Origin of the sequence: Desulfovibrio sp. TomC, assembly GCF_000801335.2 — a bacterium.
In the GTDB taxonomy this organism is placed as follows: domain Bacteria; phylum Desulfobacterota; class Desulfovibrionia; order Desulfovibrionales; family Desulfovibrionaceae; genus Solidesulfovibrio.
Window position 1 is genome coordinate 91,162 of sequence record NZ_JSEH01000009.1, and the last position, 16,382, is coordinate 107,543.

The window sequence follows — 16,382 nt, forward strand, 5'->3', positions numbered from 1 at the left end:
TGCCGGTCAGTGAAGCGACTTTACGAACATTTCAGCGCCGAGAAGAAGAAGCCCAATCAGGAACCACCGCCGGAAAGTCGCTGGGCGCACGTTCTTGCGGATGGCCTGCCCTATCCACATTCCAGCCAGGGCAGGGAGTATTGCCAGTGTCGACAAAAAGAGACTGTTGTAATGGAAGGCATCGCGCAGAAGCAGTCCAGCCGCGAGCGCTAGGGTGGAGACGGTGAACGACAATCCCAATGCCTGGACCAAGTCGTCCTTCTGAAGACCTAAAGCTTGAAGATAAGGCACGGCAGGAATGACGAAGACTCCCGTTCCTCCAGTCACCGTCCCGGTCGAAACGCCGATAAGAAGCGAAAGCCACGTTTCGTGTCGCGCCGGAACCAGGATTTGACGGGCAAGAAGGGTATAGCCGGCGTAGAGGACCAAAGCCGCTCCGAGCGCACAGGTTGTCAGCCGCGTGTCACCGCTCGCCAAGAGGGCGGTGCCTGAAACAGTACCGGCGACGATGGCGAGCATCATGGGCCAAAGTCGCCTGGCCAAAGCCGCGAAGTTAGGTCCAGCCAAAAGCTGCCAGATATTTGTGACGAGCGATGGAACAACAAGAAGAGCCGCCGCCGTGACTGGAGAGAGCAGCGTTCCGAGTACACCCATGGCCACTGTAGGCAGCCCCATTCCGGTGACTCCCTTTACGATGCCGGCGACAAAGAATGTGGCCCCAACCTCTATAATCATACATGTCGTTGTGCTGAGCATGGCCTCACAATGCGTTATCGCCCCGCGAGGCACAATGCGGAATTCTCGTAGCGTGACTTCGGCTGGACCGAAGGCTCGCTGTGTCGTATCATCCTTGTATGCGCTACGATCTCACCGATCTTCGGCTGTTTCTCGCGGTCATCGAGGCCGGGAGCATCACCCATGGGGCTGCAGGGGCCAATCTGTCACTGGCTGCCGCCAGCGAGCGGCTGCGGGACATGGAAGAAGCCGGAGGGGTGAAGCTGCTTGAGCGCGGACGAAGGGGGACCGTCCCGACAGAGGCTGGCGATGCGTTGGCTCACCATGCACGGATTGTCCTTCGTCAACTCGAAGAGATGCATGCTGAGCTCGGTGACATCGCAAAGGGCCTGCGTGCCACTATACGTCTGCTGGCGAACACGGCCGCAATGACGGAATTTCTGCCCGACCGCCTTGGAGCCTGGCTTGCCGCGCACCCGCACATTGATGTTGACCTGAAGGAACGGCAGAGCGCCGATAGTGTCAAAGCCGTGTCCGCCGGGTTGGCCGAAGTCGGTATCATCGCCGATGCCGTCGACACGGCGGGGTTGGAACTCCAGCCCTTCGCCGTCGACAGGCTGGTGGTCGCGGTTCCGCGAGGCCATGCCCTTGCCGCAAAAAAGAAAATTCTTTTCAAGGAGATCCTGCACGAGCAGTTCGTGGGGCTTGCCCGGGGAGCTTTGCAGGAGCACATCGACGGACATGCCGCCCGCCTGGGCAAGAAGCTGATCTTCCGTGCCCGAGTGCGCACCTTCGAAGCCATTTGCGGCATGGTTGCGCAGGGCGTAGGCCTTGGCATCGTTCCGCAAAGAGCCGCTCGCAGGTGCCGCGGTTCACTGCCATTATCATTGGTCAGCTTGCTTGACCCTTGGGCGACGCGCCACCTCTCGGTCTGCTATCGTTCAAAGGATGATTTGTCTTCACTCGCCCAAGACCTTCTCATGCATCTGGCAGCGCGCACGGAGTAGACCGCGAGTTCCGCACGAAGTAAGCATCCTCCCCTGGCAGTTGGTCAGATCGACCGGCTTCTTGTGATACAACGGGGGGCATAAAGCCCCCCATTATTTGCCAGCGTAAGCCGCTGCCTATAGAGGCAGCCGGTCAGACCCCGACTGCCTCTTTTGTTTTGAACTCGATCGCCTTTCCCCGTCCGCGTTGGCCCATGACCCCTTCCAAGGCTTCCCGGGTCTGTTCAAGCCCCAGGCTCCCGATGTGCCCAATCGACGGTGATGCTGCCCTTAAGGCTGGCCAATGGCTCATGGGCGATAAGCCGCAAGGATGCGTCTCCCAGGCCTTCGACTGCGCTCTGGGTGTCGGCCGGCATCAGAGTAGAGGGCGACGTAGATTCGCCGGCTCATGCAGGCCACCATGGCTTTCCCATTCAGGGCAACCCCTCCCACACGGCCGCTAATGCTACTTTCGGTTGCTCCACCGCTAACTCAAGTTGGCGGTCTCCGCTGTTTCGTTAGAAAAAGAGCACGATACTCCTGCGTTTTGCGAAAGGTCGGATGTTGGCACTTAACTTGCGTAAGGGCTTATCGGGTATGTTTGGCGTCGAAGCACAGCAGTTTACGGACGCAATCGTTCCTTTTTTAGGCATCGAACGTCTCATTATAGCAAGAATGCGCCGAGATGAGGCGGATTTGTTGGTGCGTCCTGAGCTAGGCAATGCATGGTGTTGGCGTGACAGACCTTTACAGCAGGCACGGCTGAACTTGGGCGACATCTTGTCTGAATCGGCCGAGGCCCTGGCCCTGGCCGAACAGGCCGAAGCGAGATGGTCAGGCAGACTCAGGCGCTGCACACACGGCTGGAGTCGAAGTGAAGGGTGCCACATCCTTGTTCAATCCTTCCGGCTCAAGTGGCGGGAGCAAACGGGATATATAAGGAGTACTGTATGGTTTTGAACAGACGAGCGATGCTTGGCACATTGGGTGGACTGGTTGTTGGTGGCGCACTTGCCGCGACGGCTTGGCCGGCGGCGGCCGCGACGTTTGATCAGAAGAGCGCTCCGTTTGGTTGGACGCCACACAAGCTTGATCCGGTCGCCTGCGCCAAGGTGGCCTACGATGGTTATTGGTTTAATGACTACGGCTGCTGTTATGGGGCCTTTTATGCCATCATCGGCACCATGGGCGAAACGTTTGGCGCGCCCTACAACCAGTTTCCTTTTACCATGATGGAAGTTGGCAAGAGTGGTATTTCCGATTTTGGAACCATCTGCGGGGCGCTTTTGGGCGTGGCCAGTTCCTATTCTCTGTTCTGGGGCCGTAATGAGCGAAACCCCATGGTTTCCGATTTGTTCCGCTGGTATGAAAAAACTTCCTTCCCCATGTACGATCCGGGCGATGCGGCCCAGGGCGTGAAAGGTCCTTTGCCCACCAGCCTGTCCGACTCGGTCCTGTGTCATATTTCCGCAAGCCGCTGGTGCACCTCCTCCAAGCGAGCCCAAAGCTCCAAGGACCGCAATGAACGATGCGCCCGCGTCACCGCTGATGTGGTGACGCAGGGTATCGCCATTTTAAATGCCAAGATCGATGGCACGTTCAAGCCGACGGGGAAATCCGAGGCCGTGGCCTATTGCGGCGAATGCCATGGCAAGGACAAGCAGGCGGATAACGCGAAGGGCCTTATGGATTGCAGGCCCTGCCATGGCGGCAGCGAACATGTGCAGGACAAGTTTCAAAATCATCCGTAGCCCTGTTCCTCCCTTGTTTGCCTCTAGTGGTCCACGCTATTGTCCACATCACGCCATGAGCGTGGTGCGTTTCTTGAGCCTCATGAACGGGAAAAGTAAAAGTATTATATTAGGATGTTTGGAAAAGTATTTGCGTCTGCTCTGCCCTTCGACGCCGGGAACAGGGGTTCAAATCCCCTTGGGAACGCCAAGCAAATCAGGGAGTTGTGAACTCCCAGTCTTCGAATCGCCCACTGGATAGCGTGGGTGGAGAGAGAGGCAGCCGGCTAGACTCCGACTGCCTCTTTTGTTTTGAACTCGATCCCCTTTTCCCATCCGCATTGGCCCATGCCGTCACCTTTTCGGCTTGGCTTGCTCTGGCCTTCCGTAACGTCACGTCGGCGAGATAGGCGTTGGCCTTACCTGTGCCATGCGAATGCCGGGTCGATGCGAAATGAACGAGCCAAATCGGCGAGGACGGGCGTCAGCGTCTCTATCAGGGACGGATCGTAAGTCAGCTCAAAGCTGGCCTGAACCCCATGCTCCAGGATCGTCTTGCGGTAGAAGATCTTCCCGTCTCTTGTGCCGGACAAGACAAAGAAGTTCTTGCCCTGATGCTTGTAACTGATCTCCTGCCCGGACTCCCGTAGCGCCTGATCGTAGACGGCGGACAGTTTCTTTCCCTGAACATTCGTATACCCGGCCCAGCAGGTCAGCCGGGCCTTGTCGTCCGGCGCGACGAACAACTGGCCGTCGCCGGCGTCCGATTCGCCAAGGGCCTTGAGGAGTTTTCTGGGCCAAGCCAGCACGTAGCCGTACGTGTGGTTGGCGTAGCAGTCGTACACGTCCGTCCGGGCACACACCGCCTCGATCGCCGACGCCGCTTTCGGATCAGTCGTTTGACTTCCGGCCCAGGCTTCCGGGCTGCCTGCCGCCATGGACACCGCCAGCGCCAAGGCCAGGGCCGTCGGCGGCAGACTTGCCCTGGTCGTGTTTGCCGCTATTTTCCCCAATGCGTGCCGAATCGTCATGGCGGCGTCTCCTGGGCCATAAATGCCGTCCGTCTATTTCGTTTTACGGTAACTGCCGCCAAAATAGCCCGACATGCCGCATTCGCCGCCCTTGGATTCCATGTCCACCACAGCGGTGTCGCCTTTAAAGGAAATGGCGAACTTGATGCCGTCATCCTCGGTGCCGCCTTTGGCCGGCAGATCGTCGTTCACGCGGCCGCCGCCCTGGTCGATGGGGGTCTCGTAGGTTTCGAAGTCGCACATCTGCCCGTTGCTTTTGCTCTTGGTCTTGAACTTGAATACAAAGCCCGGTCCCATCTGCGAAATGGTCATGGTTCCTTCGTAGCCCGGTTCGACGTAGGCATACCGACCCGCAACGCCCTTGGCCTCGCATTCCCCGGACAGAGCCAGACTGATCGCGACCGCAGCCAGACCGGCCGCCAGATACCCTTTGCCCATGTTCCTACTCCTGTCTGTTCGTTGAGGCGTCTTGCATCCCGGACCGCGTTGCCGCGTCCAGGTGCAAGCGCCGTTGTGGCCAAAATCCCGGCCGCGCGCCGCGCCAGGGCCGGCGACGCCCCAGCGCCCCGAGTGCCGCGTTGGGGAAGGACTGTTGTATTTTGGCGCCACAACAGACCGTATTTCCAATTTTTATTCGTAAAACAGCAATGTTCTTGCGAAGGCGACACTACCGGGTTTGGCGGTCGATGCACATGCGGTAGGCGGACTCTTCCCCGGCCGTTTTCACTTCAGTCAGCCGGAAGCGAAATCCGCCGTGGGTCCAGAGCCTGTCGCCCTTGCTCCGCAGGCCTGTGCCCGCCTTGGCGGTCAGCCAGGCCGCGAGTTGCGCGGCCACGGGATTTTGCTCCTTGGCCATGGCGTCGATGATCGCGCCCGTGAACAACCCCTTCGCGTCAAAATCAAAGGCCAGGCTCACCGGCCCCTGGCCCGGCACGGCAATGACGTCATACTGGATCCGTGTTGGAGTCAGCACCGACGGTTGCTCCTGCGGCCAAACCCGGCGCAGGGCCGCCGCGACGTCGCTTCGCCGTGAATCCCGATCCAGGGTCAGGCTCTGGCCGCCCACCGACAAGGGAAAGCCGGACTCGCCGCCGGCCGCCGAGGCTGCGATGACCAAGAGAAGCAAGAGCACCCCGGGAAGCACGCTGCTGGTACGCATGAATCTGTCCTTGTCCGGCTGAATGTTTCGCTTTGACCGGAGTGCCGCCGGGACGCGCCCGGCACGTGGAGCGCCCTGGCCGCAAAACCGCCCGGATTGCCTGTGACGCCCGGACGAATGCCGTCGACACCTGTTGCTGGATGATACGGCACGGGACGCCCCAGGTCTGTACGGGGATTCCCGGACAGGCCGGATCAGCCGCCATGTCGTCCGGGTTGGTCAATCCGCCCGGTGAACCAGCAGAAAAACCAGTCCGTACCAGGCCGCCACGGCCGTTATCGCCAAGAAAATGATTGCCCTGGCTCCTGCGCGAAGGTATTTTTTGACTGGATGTTTCACGTTTTTTTCTTTTTCGCCTGCGGTGCTACGATGTTTCGACACGGCCGGGCGCTCCCAAGGGCCCGGCCGTGTCGCGCCCTGGCCTCTGACGGGGCCAAGCTCATTGCCTGGGCCAACCGGCCGTGCGCGCCAAGGGCGTCCCCCCGGTCTGGCGGCGCGTTTGCAGAGCAGACGCCGACGCGAGGCAGGGCCGCAACCCTGTCCGAGTCTCGCTCCAGCCAGAACCGGCTCCGAAGACAAGAACCGCTGGCGTCTCCAGCCGCTCCACCGCGCTCCCGTCCGGGGAGACGTGCCTGGACGGCTCCGGCGGCGTGTCTTGTGCTGGCGATCGTTCTGCTCATGGCCTGCTGCAGCCCGGGCCAGGCCGAAACGCCGCCGTCCGCGCCCCGGGCCAAAAAAGGAGTCGTCAACCTCGCCGGTTGGGACATGGCGGTCCACGGCCCGTTGCGCCTGGACGGCGAATGGGAATACTACCCGCGCCAACTGCTCACCCCGAAAGATTTCCAGGCCGGCGCGCCCCGCAGCGAGGCCGGCCTCTACGTCGTGCCGCAGCCCTGGAACCGGAGCCGGTCCGACAATGAAGCCATGGGGGCCGACACCGGGTTCGCCACCCTGCGCCTGCGCCTGGAACCGGCCCCGGGCCTGTCCCGGCCGGCCCTGGCCCTTTTCAGCCTCAATGCCGCCTATCGCCTGTGGATTGACGGCGTGCCAACGGCCGGCAGCGGCACGGTCGGGACGGACAGCGCCACTGAAATTCCCGCGCCGGCCAAGCAGATTGTTCCCTTTGCCGGCGCCGGGCGTCCCGTGGACATCCTTTTGCAGGTGTCCAACCACCACGCCCGCGACGGCGGGGTGGTCGCCCCGGTCTGGCTCGGCTCCCAGTCGACGCTGGCGGCCTGGGCCGACCGGGACATGGCCACGGCCATGTTCTTTATCGGCGCATTTTGCCTCATGGGCTTGTACCATGCCGTGTTGTACTGGTTTCGCCCGGCCAATAGCGCCCCCCTGTATTTCTCCCTGTACTGCTTTGGCTGGATGGGAAACTATGCCGCCTCGGACAGCAGCGGCTGGGCGCTGCGCCTTTTTTTCCCCAACCTGACCGCCCGGTTCCTGGACCCGCTGGCCTTGTCCTGTTTTTTTATAACAATTCCAGTTGGCTACGCTTTTTTCCGGTCCCTGTATCCCTTGGAATTCTCCAGACAGCTGCAATGGTTTTGCAACCTGCTGTGTATCGTGTTCGTCGGCGTGGCCCTGTGCGCCTCGGGCTTGACGCTCAACGCTGTTCTTCCCTGGCACTATCTCGCTTCCAGCCTGCTTATCGTCTCTTGCGTACGCTGTCTGTACCGGGCCTGGCGTCGGAAACGGGACGAAGCAGGCTTTCTCCTGGCCGGATTTTGCGTGCTGGGCCTTATCGGACTCAACGACATGCTGGTCGACATGCACCGCCTGCCGTCTACGCCGCTGTTGCCGGTGGGCATGCTGGTCTTCAGCCTGAGCCAGGCCTTTGCCCTGTCGCACCGGTACTCCCAGGCCTTTGCCTCGGAAGAAAAACTGGCGACCGATCTTGTGGACAAAAATCTGCGTCTGGAAACGGAGATGGCCGAAAGGACGCGGCTTGAGCAACGGATTGTGACCGTTAGCGAAGAGGAGCGGCGGCGTATCAGCCTGGAACTCCACGACGGCCTGTGCCAGGGCCTGACCGCCGCCCGGCTGCGCTGCGACGCCCTGTCGCCTGGGGGCAGCGCAGCCGGCGCGGACGGCGAGGCCCTGGGCCGTCTGTCCGGTCTGCTCGATACCCTGGTCGATCAGGCCTATGACCTGTCCCGGGGGCTGTGGCCCCTGGAACACGACGGCGTCGGCGTCGGACCGTCCTTTCGGGAAATGATCCGCAGACAGGCCGAATCAAGCGCCGTCCCCATCGAGTTTCATCGGGAGCTGTATTGTCAGGCCTGCCGCCGTTCCCATCTGGCCCAGCTGTACCGCATCGCCCAGGAGGCCGTGGCCAATGCCCTCAAACACGCCCGGGCCGGGCGCATCGTGGTTTCCCTGGCCTGCCCCGCCGGCCAAGGGACGGTTTTGGCCGTGCGCGACGACGGTTGCGGCCGCTGCGGGGCCAAAGCCTCGGCCGGCGGTCTCGGACTGGGCCTCATGGCCCACCGGGCGCGTCTGATCGGCGGGGAACTGCACATTCAAGACGCCCCTGGCGGCGGCACGGAAGTGGTCTGCACGGCTCCCTGCCCGGACCTGGCGGGCGGGGTCGGCCTTCCCGAATCCCGGAGGCCGAAATGACCGCGAATCCGGAAAACGGCGTGCGGATTTTTTTGGCCGACGACCATCCGGCCGTGCGCGAAGGGCTTACCCTGCGCCTGCTCCAGGAAGGGTTCGTGGTCTGCGGCGAGGCTGAAAACCGGGCCACGCTGCTGGCCGGCATCGACGCCAGCCGGGCCGACATCGCCCTGGTGGACCTGACCTTGTGCGGCGAAAACGGCCTGGATCTCATCGCCGAGCTGGACGCCCGGGACATTCCCGTCCTTGTCTATTCCATGCACGAAGACGCCGAGACCGTGCGTCTGGCCTTGGCCAGAGGGGCGCGCGGGTATGTCGCCAAGCGCGAGACCTCGGCCGTGCTGGTGGACGGCGTGCGCTGCGTCCTGGCCGGGCAGCGCTACCTAAGTCCCCGCGTCGAGGCCGCCCTGGAGTCCTCCCCGGCCCTGGAGCCGGCCGCTGGCCAGACCGGGGCGCTGAGCGAACGCGAGCGCCAGATACTGAAACGCCTGTCCCAGGGCGAAGGCAACACCGAGATCGCCGCTGCCCTCGGGGTCAGCGTGCGCACCGTGGAAAGCTACCACGCGAGAATCCTGGTCAAGCTGCGCCTCGACGGCATGAAGGCCCTTCGCAAGTACGCCATCCGCCAATACAAGCCGGACTGATCCGCTTTGCCGCCGGCTGCCCCGGCCAGTGTTGCCCGGCAGACACGCCGCTTTTCCCAGGCACGGCCCTGTGCCGCCCCGTCCACCCGCTCCTCGTCCCAAATCGCGAGTGAAGCCCCTTCGCCCGAACCAACGCAGACCCTAACGCTCCATCCTCGCCCGCCCCTCGTCCCGAACCGCCAATGAAGCCGCTTCGCCCGAACGAACGCATACCGCAACGCCCCGGGCAATCGCCGGTTCCAGCCCCGGTCCAGGCAGCGCAAGCGCCCCTGTCCGGGAAATCCCGGACAGACAAAACACCCGACGCCCCGTAGATGACTCGCGGTTGCCGGCTTGGGCCGGCGTTCCTGCCGCAGATCGCGGACATGGGGCCATACACCGTTGGATGTTGTCATGAAACGACTGTTCGCGCTGCTGTTGTTGTTTGCCGTTCTGCTCCCGGGCCAGGCCCAGGCCAACGCTCCCTTGTCGCCGGAAACCCGCAAAGAACTCAGCGATTTCTTCAGCCCCTTTGCCGCAGCGAACATGAAAAGCTTCGATCAGGGCACGCTCACCGAAAAGGACCTGCTCTCTTTCGCCATATGGCATTGCATCATGCACCCCGACCCCGCGCTCAAAAGGATCAACAGCGGCAACGGCATTGTCATACCGCCGCAGGTTATCGACACCATCACCCGGACCTTCTTCGACCGGACCATAAAAAAACACCGCAAAGCCCAATACGTCGAATCCCTGGGCAGCGGCGAGGCCTTCGTGTTCGCCCAGGCGGACAGCCTGCGCCAGCGTGACGACGGCACGTTTCTGGCCGCCGGGACCATCTATTATACCGGAGCCGGAGAGACCATCGATCCCTACGCAACCCGGGCGCAGTGGAAGCGCTCGGGGGCCGACGTCCGCGTCTGGGGAACATTCACCGGCGTTCTTCGGCGCACGGCCGCCCCCCAGGCCCGTTGGGTCCTGCTCCAGTACGCCGTGAAGGAAACACAATAGCCCCAAGGCCGGCTTCGCCGACGCCCCGGGAGGCGGCATCCCCCCCGTGGCGTTGGCATGACCCGATACAACCGTATTGCAAAGGAGAGTCTCATGCTGTTTAGATCATTCGTTGCCGCTGTCCTGCTCTTTGTCGCCAGCACTGCCACCTGTTTTGCCTATTCCGACGAGATCAAATGGCTTCGCAACCAAAGCTTCAAAGCCTGCCCGAAATATTACGTCTGGAGACTTGTCGACAATTATTTTCCCGACGCCAAGTGGGATTCCGGCTGGTCCGACGAAGGCGACTACATCGTCAACGTCCGGGGCGCAATGTCCTTTAAGGGGCAGAATGTCAAAGCCCTGTTGCAGTTTACCATCGACCCGAAACAGGGAAAGTTCAACATGAACGCCCTGGAGTTCAACGGCCATCCCCAGGACAAGGACATGCGCGTGGAACTCATCAAGGCCATGTGCCAGGACGTGCAGTAGCCCGTTGCAGGCAACCGGCCCTGGTCCACGCGTAGAGGGCCGGTTGCAACTGGGCGATCAAAACAGGCGGCTCATCCATCAGGGCCGGTAGCAACGGCCGGAGAGCTCCGGCCCGGCCGCGTTCCCGAAGCCCGGCCGGGCAGGCGACAGGAAACCCGGAGGAGGGGAGAAAATATGGCGAAGCGGAACATGCAGCAGGACCGGAGACCGGCGTTGCGGGCGATCTGGCTGCGATGCCTGGCCCTGGGCCTGTTTCTGGCGGCCGGCCTGACGGCCGTGCCCGCAGATTGCCAGGCCAAGGCGGACTATGCGTTCATCGGCATCAAGGACGCCTCCCAGGTGCCGAAATTTGTCGCCAGCCTGCAAAAGGCCTTGGCGGCCGACGACAGGAACGCCGTGGCCGGGCTTGTGTCCTACCCCCTCATGGTTTCGGCCGGCGGCCAGGACCTGGAGGTCGAGGACAAGGCTGCTTTCCTGCGCCACTACGACCGGATCATCACCGAGGCGATCAAGCAGAACATTCTGGCCCAGCGCCTGGACGATATCTTTGTCAACAAGCAGGGCGTGATGGTCGGTTCCGACGGCAAGGTCTGGGCCTTGCCCGACGGCAAGGTCCTGCGCATTGGCGTCATCCGGGACTAGGTCACGAAAGCGCCAGGAGCGTTGACAGCAACTGGCATCGCTTGGCCGGCGAGCCTCCAAGCAAGCGGAAGCGCCGATGCGAGGCGAAGACCCCGGGAGACATGTTCGTCCAGAATACGTCTCATGCGAGGGCTTCGGATGATTTGAGCCCTGTTCCAGGCAAGGGCGGCCTGGAGCGGTTGTGCCGCCGCGCCGGGCGGCGCGGGCCGATGCCCCTGCCCCTGTCGCCCAAAGCGGCAGGGGCAGGGTGGGAAGCGGCATCGCCGGCCGACCGGCCGATGCCGCCCGCGACGCCGGAGAGCGCCGCACGGGCGGGGGGAAGGCCTGGGTTTAGGGAGTAAGCCCCAGGGCTGTGCGTTTGGCCCGAATGCGGGCGTCAATGAGTTCGGCTGCCTTGACCGGGTCGCCCTCCACGGCAAAGCTCGCCCCCACAACGCCCTCCAGCCCCGAAACGGCCAGATCGGTGACGGCTTTGCTGCCGAGAATGGGCGGGGCCAGTCCGAGTACGGTGAAGATGCCGCTGGCCACCGCGTAGAGGCCGATGGTGGCGGCTTTTTCCGAATACCACTCCGGCGCGGCCGCAGCCACCGGCAGATCCGAGATGTCCACGCCAAGGGCCGTGGCCAGCATGCCGCACAACTGCATGATCCTGGAGTTGTCCACGCAACTGCCCACATGCAGGACCGGGGGGATGCCCAGGGCCTTGCAGACTTCGGACAGGCCCGGACCGGCCAGATCGGCGGCGGCCGGCAGTAAAAGCCCCTGCTTGCCGGCGGACACGGTGACGCAGCCGGTGACCAGGACCAGCAGGTCGCGCTTGATGCACTCCCGGATGAGATTGGAATTCTGATAGTCCTGCTTCACTTTCGGGTTGTTGCAGCCGACGATGCCGACGGCCCCGCGGATCTTGCCGGCCTTGATGGCCTCGATCAGCGGCCCGGCCGTGCCGCCCAGGGCCGTGAGCACGGCTTCGTTGGAAAAGCCGGTCATGACTTCCACGGGTTCGACCGGGATTTCCACCCGGCCGGGGTCGCGGACCTTGAAGCGTTCGATGGCCAGTTCCACCACTTCCACGGCTTTTTGCCGGGCGTTGTGCACGGTAAACTCGATATGGGTCGCCCCGGTGAACTTGGCCTTGGGCGAGGTGGTGACGATGCGGCTGTGGTAGCAGCCGGCCACGGTCACAAGGCTCGGCATGATGCACTGGTAGTCGACCACCACCACTTCCACGGCCCCGGTGACCAGGGCCAGCTCGGTCATGAGGTGGTTGCCGGCCATGGGGATGCCCTGGCGCATGAGCAGCTCGTTGCCGGTGCAGCACAGCCCGGCCAGATTGAGGCCCGAAGCGCCGGCCGCCTTGGCCTTGGCCAGCAGGGCGGGATCATGGACGGCGGCCAGGATCATTTCGGACACGATGGGGCTGTGGCCGTGGACCAGGATGTTGACCTGGTCGGCCTTGAGGACCCCGAGATTGACTTTGGACATCCGGGGCGTCGGCGTCCCGAACAGGATGTCCGAAACCTCGGTGGCGATCATGGACCCGGCCCAGCCGTCGGCCAGGGAGAGCCGGGCGGCGTGCAGGCACAGGTTCGTTGCGTCGTTGTCCACGCCCATGTGGGTGCGGTGCAGCATCTCGACCACGTCCCGGTCGACGCCGCGCGGGGTGATGCCCACCTTTTCCCAGAGCGCGCGCCGTTTGGCCGGAACCCGGCCGATAAAGGAAATCGAACCGCGCCGGCAGCCGAAGTCGCCAAAAAACTGCTCGGCCAGTTCCACGGCCACCGCTTTGGCGTCCTTGCCGGCCGTGGTCAGGCCGACCTCCTCGGCGATGCGGCGCAGCTTGGCCTCGTCGCGGATGCCGTAGTCGGTGGTTGTTCCCTCGCCCACGGCCAAAAGCGTCTCGATGAGGTCGCGGCCGTGATCCGAATGGGCCGCCGCGCCGGCGGCCACCATGCGCCCGAAGTTGCGCGCCACCACCACGTCGGCGTCGGCGCCGCAGACCCCGCGCGAAGGGCCGTTGCCAAAGGGATCGATGCGACAGGGACCCATGATGCAGTTGCGGCACGACAGGCCGAGTTCGCAGAAGCCGCAGTGGGGTTCCTGTTCCCGCAGGCGGTCCCAGACCGTCTCGACGCCGTCCTCCCGGGCCTTGGCGATCATGGCCTGGGCGTCCTTGCAGATGGAGTATTCGCTCAGATCTTTCTTGCCCATGAGTTCCTCCGGCAGGATCAGGCCTTGACGCCGTACACGGCGTTGGCCAGTCGGTTCGTGCCTTGCTTGAGATACAGGTTCACCTCGTCAAACGTGAGCGCCCCTGTCTTGCAGGCAGCAACGCAGGCCGGGATCGCCCCTGCCGCCACGCGCTCATGGCAGCCGTCGCATTTGACGGCCACGCTCGGCCGTTCCGGCGCGCCCGCGTCCTGGAAAAAACGAATGACGTAGTAGGGGCAGGCCATGGCGCACATGCCGCACCCGATGCACCGCGTCGGGTCCACGATTTTGAGACCCTCGGCGATATCGTCGCGAATCGCCCAGGGCATGCAGGCTTCCTGGCAGGGAGCCGGTTCGCAGTGGCGGCACTTGTTGGGGAAGGGTTTGTTTTCCGGCCCCACGCCAAGATGGATGCGCGGCTTGGCCAGGATCTCCTCGCCGATGGCCGAGGCCAGGGATTTGGACTGGGAATGGGCCTCGGCGCAGCGGATCATGCACTGCATGCAGCCTACGCACAGTTCGGGCCGGACAATGACGGTTTTTTTGAGCATAGTTCCTCCTTGCGGATCGGACAGACCGCCGGGGCGGCGGCCGCAACTCAGCCGTAACGAGCGTTTCCGGCCAGCGCGCCGCCCGGCGCGGCCAACGGCGCGGCGTTTCGGACGTTGGACAGCCAGCCGGCCGGGATGTCCCGGCGGCGCAGCCCGCGTTTGACGGCAAAGGCCAGTTCCCCCAGCCGGGGGGGAGCGTCCAGGCCCACCGCGCCGACCAGCCGCTCCTCGCGAAAGACCAGCCGGAGATAGGAGCCGCGCGGCGTGCCGACATCCACGAAGTCGCAGCCCCGGGTCAGGGAGGGGTTGACCAGCCCGACCGAGATCATGCGCGAGCCGAAAACCGGGATGGCGTTCATGGCCAGGCTCCCGGCGTAGCCTGCCTTCAGGCCGGCCATGTTGCGCGCGGCCACCCGCCCCTGTTCCACCGCAACCGGCCAGATGGCGTTGGTGCGTCGATCCCCGTGCACGATGTCCGGGGCCTGGGCCAGATCGCCGGCCACATACACCCGCTCGTCGGACGACCTGAGGGAGGCGTCCGCGAGCACGCCGTAATCGCACTCCAGGCCGCTGCCGGCCAGCCAGCCCGTATTGGGGAGCACCCCCTTGCCGGCCGCGACCAGATCCACGTTAAGGGTCGCGCCCGAGTCCAGGGCGAGCCGAAGGGGCTTGGCCGTCCCGGTGTCGATGGAGGTCACCGAGGTGCTGGTCAAGAGTGTGACGCCCGGCGTGTTCTTGAGACGCTCCCCCACCCACTGGCCCACATGGGCGTCGACGTTGAGCGACAACGGGCGGGGCGAGGTCACGATCAGGGCCACCTGCATGCCGCGTTTGAGCAACCCCATGGTGAGCTTGAAGCCCACCAGGCCGCCGCCAAGGACTGCGGCCGTCCCGCCCGGGCGCACCCGGGCCAGGACGTTGTCCAGATCGCGCCGGCCCCGGAAAAAACAGACTTCGCCGGCCGCGTTGCCGGCGGCCGCAACCGGTCGGGGCCGCGCGCCGCAGGCCAGCAGCAGGCGGTCGTAGGCCAGCTCCTGGCCCGAGGCCAGAAGGAGACGGCCTCGGGCGGCGTCGAGGCCGACGGCCTTGTCGGCCACGACCGAGACGCCCAGGCGATCCCAGAAGCCGTCGTCCGCCACGCCCATGCCGTCCTGGCGCATCTCGCCGGCCAGGACGTAGCTGATCAGCGGGCGGGAATAGACGGGCAGGGGAGAGGGGTCCACGCCGATAATTTCGGCGCAGGGGCTGGCCTTGCGAAGGCACTGGCAGGCGCTGCGACCGGCCGCGTGCAGACCGACGACAACGTGGCGCATGAGCTACCTCGGCGGTTGAAGTTCCGGCGTGCATCCCGCATCGGCTGCCGCCTGGTCGGTCAGAGCGTTCAGGATGGCGCGACAGCCCTGGTCGACGCGGTCGCGCTGGGAGAGATGGAGCACGGAAGGTGAAGCGAGTTGGCGCTCGGACAAGCTCGAAAGCAGCGGGAAAGACGCGGCCAGGGCAGGAAGTCCGGGGATGTCCGGCAGCGTCGTCCCCTCCGGGGCGCGGTTGAGGACCAGGGCCTGGCGGACCAGACCCAGCTCGGCCGCCAGACCGGCGATCTGGGCGGCGACGGCGAGGCTTCGCCAACTCGGCTCGGCCACGACAATCAGCCCGTCGACGGCGGCCACGGTGCCCCGGCCCAGGTGTTCGACCCCGGCTTCAAGATCGACGATGAGGCATTGGGTCCTCTCCAGCAGCAGATGGGCCAAAAGCGCCTTGAGCAGGGCATTGGCTTCGCAGGCGCATCCGCCGCCGGCTCCCGCCACCGAGCCCATGACGAGCAGGCTCAGGTTGCCAAGGCGCACCCGCAGGCGTTCCGGCAGATCGGACACCTCGGGGCTTAAATTGATGAACCCGTTGCCCACGCGTTCGCGGATAAGGGTTTCGTCCTGGACAAGGGGCGGGGGGATGCTTTGCGGCGCAAGGCCGAGGGCCGAACCAAGGGAAAGGGCCGTGTCGGCGTCCACGAGCCAGGTTTCCCGGCCGCATCGGGCCAGGTAATCGCCTATCCAGGCGGCAAGCGTCGTCTTGCCCACCCCGCCTTTTCCAGCCACGGCCAGCTTCAAGAAAACCTCCAGCCAGGAAAGAGGTCCGAAGAGACAGTCTGAAATGCATAGGCCCAGAATTCGGGCAGGTCAAATACCCCGGCCCCGGTTGTCCGGCCCGGCGAAAACGGCGCGGTTCCTGACTGCGGCCGCTTTGCGGTCATCTCTTCGCGTATCGGACGCCCTCCTGACCGCTTTGGGCACACGGTCTGGAGGTTGGGGCGGGTCACAGGAAAACGCCAGCCGGTTATTTTCCGCATGCAATGTCCGGACAATTGCAATGACGATTGACTTTTGCAGACGAGGCTTCATCCGCAAAATGCCGTATTGCCCTGTCGTATCCCTCTTGTGAAGACCACAGTGCGGCCTGGTTCCTACGTCGGCTTAACGGCACTCTTTTAGTATGAAATAACTGCGCGACACGACGACCCATTGGCCGGCATGTGGCGCAAGCAGTCCATTGCGCCGACAATTCCTCCGCCTGCCTCGACGCGGTCTGAATGGCAGAATTCTGCAAATCGGA

The 16,382-nt window shown here is 63.8% G+C and carries 15 protein-coding genes; 7 read left to right on the plus strand and 8 right to left on the minus strand.

The window, feature by feature from the left end; all coding sequences use genetic code 11:
- Positions 1 to 6 precede the first annotated feature (6 nt).
- Positions 7 to 756, minus strand: coding sequence for a sulfite exporter TauE/SafE family protein (locus NY78_RS10435; RefSeq protein ID WP_043635324.1), 750 nt, complete (start codon positions 754 to 756; stop codon positions 7 to 9).
- A gap of 98 nt (positions 757 to 854) precedes the next feature.
- Between NY78_RS10435 and NY78_RS10440 the strand changes: the two genes are divergently transcribed.
- Complete coding sequence (locus tag NY78_RS10440; RefSeq protein WP_043635327.1) at positions 855 to 1,742, plus strand: LysR family transcriptional regulator; 888 nt, start codon at positions 855 to 857, stop codon at positions 1,740 to 1,742.
- 929 nt (positions 1,743 to 2,671) lie between these two features.
- Positions 2,672 to 3,472: a split-Soret cytochrome c gene (locus NY78_RS10445; protein WP_043635329.1), complete on the plus strand. Its 801-nt coding sequence runs from the start codon at positions 2,672 to 2,674 to the stop codon at positions 3,470 to 3,472.
- A 398-nt stretch (positions 3,473 to 3,870) separates the two neighbouring features.
- Here the strand turns inward: NY78_RS10445 and NY78_RS10450 are convergent, their stop codons facing one another.
- The 3 genes from NY78_RS10450 to NY78_RS10460 all read right to left on the minus strand — a co-directional run bounded on the left by NY78_RS10450 (position 3,871) and on the right by NY78_RS10460 (position 5,641).
- Positions 3,871 to 4,482 carry a hypothetical protein gene (locus tag NY78_RS10450; RefSeq protein WP_053062184.1) on the minus strand — a complete coding sequence of 204 codons (612 nt, stop codon included), beginning with the start codon at positions 4,480 to 4,482 and terminating at the stop codon, positions 3,871 to 3,873.
- Between the two features lie 33 nt (positions 4,483 to 4,515).
- Complete coding sequence (locus tag NY78_RS10455; protein WP_043635332.1) at positions 4,516 to 4,920, minus strand: hypothetical protein; 405 nt, start codon at positions 4,918 to 4,920, stop codon at positions 4,516 to 4,518.
- Between the two features lie 229 nt (positions 4,921 to 5,149).
- Positions 5,150 to 5,641, minus strand: coding sequence for a hypothetical protein (locus tag NY78_RS10460; protein ID WP_043635335.1), 492 nt, complete (start codon positions 5,639 to 5,641; stop codon positions 5,150 to 5,152).
- A gap of 657 nt (positions 5,642 to 6,298) precedes the next feature.
- Between NY78_RS10460 and NY78_RS10465 the strand changes: the two genes are divergently transcribed.
- The 5 genes from NY78_RS10465 (at position 6,299) to NY78_RS10485 (ending at position 11,013) form a co-directional block, all read left to right on the plus strand.
- A complete protein-coding gene (locus tag NY78_RS10465; RefSeq protein ID WP_231583909.1) occupies positions 6,299 to 8,269 on the plus strand; it encodes a sensor histidine kinase in 1,971 nt (656 codons plus the stop codon).
- Positions 8,266 to 8,910 (plus strand): response regulator, encoded by a 645-nt coding sequence (locus NY78_RS10470; RefSeq protein ID WP_043635340.1) that lies wholly within the window; start codon positions 8,266 to 8,268, stop codon positions 8,908 to 8,910. Before NY78_RS10465 ends, NY78_RS10470 begins: the two co-directional genes overlap by 4 nt.
- A gap of 393 nt (positions 8,911 to 9,303) precedes the next feature.
- Positions 9,304 to 9,900 (plus strand): hypothetical protein, encoded by a 597-nt coding sequence (locus tag NY78_RS10475; RefSeq protein ID WP_043635342.1) that lies wholly within the window; start codon positions 9,304 to 9,306, stop codon positions 9,898 to 9,900.
- 93 nt (positions 9,901 to 9,993) lie between these two features.
- The gene (locus NY78_RS10480) at positions 9,994 to 10,371 is read left to right on the plus strand and encodes a hypothetical protein (protein WP_043635345.1); all 378 of its coding nucleotides are present in this window, start codon (positions 9,994 to 9,996) and stop codon (positions 10,369 to 10,371) included.
- A gap of 174 nt (positions 10,372 to 10,545) precedes the next feature.
- Positions 10,546 to 11,013 (plus strand): hypothetical protein, encoded by a 468-nt coding sequence (locus NY78_RS10485; protein ID WP_043635347.1) that lies wholly within the window; start codon positions 10,546 to 10,548, stop codon positions 11,011 to 11,013.
- Between the two features lie 330 nt (positions 11,014 to 11,343).
- Here the strand turns inward: NY78_RS10485 and cooS are convergent, their stop codons facing one another.
- From cooS to NY78_RS10505, 4 genes are read right to left on the minus strand one after another with little or no spacing between them, the layout of a single operon-like run.
- Complete coding sequence (gene cooS, locus NY78_RS10490; RefSeq protein ID WP_043635350.1) at positions 11,344 to 13,224, minus strand: anaerobic carbon-monoxide dehydrogenase catalytic subunit; 1,881 nt, start codon at positions 13,222 to 13,224, stop codon at positions 11,344 to 11,346.
- 17 nt (positions 13,225 to 13,241) lie between these two features.
- Positions 13,242 to 13,775: a 4Fe-4S dicluster domain-containing protein gene (locus NY78_RS10495; protein ID WP_047960130.1), complete on the minus strand. Its 534-nt coding sequence runs from the start codon at positions 13,773 to 13,775 to the stop codon at positions 13,242 to 13,244.
- 47 nt (positions 13,776 to 13,822) lie between these two features.
- Entirely contained in the window at positions 13,823 to 15,088 is a 1,266-nt protein-coding gene (locus NY78_RS10500) for an NAD(P)/FAD-dependent oxidoreductase (protein ID WP_043635353.1), read from the minus strand.
- A gap of 3 nt (positions 15,089 to 15,091) precedes the next feature.
- Positions 15,092 to 15,880 carry an ATP-binding protein gene (locus tag NY78_RS10505; RefSeq protein WP_047960131.1) on the minus strand — a complete coding sequence of 263 codons (789 nt, stop codon included), beginning with the start codon at positions 15,878 to 15,880 and terminating at the stop codon, positions 15,092 to 15,094.
- Positions 15,881 to 16,382: the final 502 nt, after the last annotated feature.

What these genes read in the sequence shown, in the direction of transcription:
- NY78_RS10475 (WP_043635342.1), top strand. Translation starts at nt 9,304, where the DNA reads ATGAAACGACTGTTCGCGCTGCTGTTGTTGTTTGCCGTTCTGCTCCCG.
- NY78_RS10445 (WP_043635329.1), top strand. Translation starts at nt 2,672, where the DNA reads ATGGTTTTGAACAGACGAGCGATGCTTGGCACATTGGGTGGACTGGTT.
- cooS (WP_043635350.1), bottom strand. Translation starts at nt 13,224, where the DNA reads ATGGGCAAGAAAGATCTGAGCGAATACTCCATCTGCAAGGACGCCCAG.
- NY78_RS10440 (WP_043635327.1), top strand. Translation starts at nt 855, where the DNA reads ATGCGCTACGATCTCACCGATCTTCGGCTGTTTCTCGCGGTCATCGAG.
- NY78_RS10495 (WP_047960130.1), bottom strand. Translation starts at nt 13,775, where the DNA reads ATGCTCAAAAAAACCGTCATTGTCCGGCCCGAACTGTGCGTAGGCTGC.
- NY78_RS10485 (WP_043635347.1), top strand. Translation starts at nt 10,546, where the DNA reads ATGGCGAAGCGGAACATGCAGCAGGACCGGAGACCGGCGTTGCGGGCG.
- NY78_RS10470 (WP_043635340.1), top strand. Translation starts at nt 8,266, where the DNA reads ATGACCGCGAATCCGGAAAACGGCGTGCGGATTTTTTTGGCCGACGAC.
- NY78_RS10455 (WP_043635332.1), bottom strand. Translation starts at nt 4,920, where the DNA reads ATGGGCAAAGGGTATCTGGCGGCCGGTCTGGCTGCGGTCGCGATCAGT.
- NY78_RS10450 (WP_053062184.1), bottom strand. Translation starts at nt 4,482, where the DNA reads ATGACGATTCGGCACGCATTGGGGAAAATAGCGGCAAACACGACCAGG.
- NY78_RS10500 (WP_043635353.1), bottom strand. Translation starts at nt 15,088, where the DNA reads ATGCGCCACGTTGTCGTCGGTCTGCACGCGGCCGGTCGCAGCGCCTGC.
- NY78_RS10460 (WP_043635335.1), bottom strand. Translation starts at nt 5,641, where the DNA reads ATGCGTACCAGCAGCGTGCTTCCCGGGGTGCTCTTGCTTCTCTTGGTC.
- NY78_RS10435 (WP_043635324.1), bottom strand. Translation starts at nt 756, where the DNA reads ATGCTCAGCACAACGACATGTATGATTATAGAGGTTGGGGCCACATTC.
- NY78_RS10480 (WP_043635345.1), top strand. Translation starts at nt 9,994, where the DNA reads ATGCTGTTTAGATCATTCGTTGCCGCTGTCCTGCTCTTTGTCGCCAGC.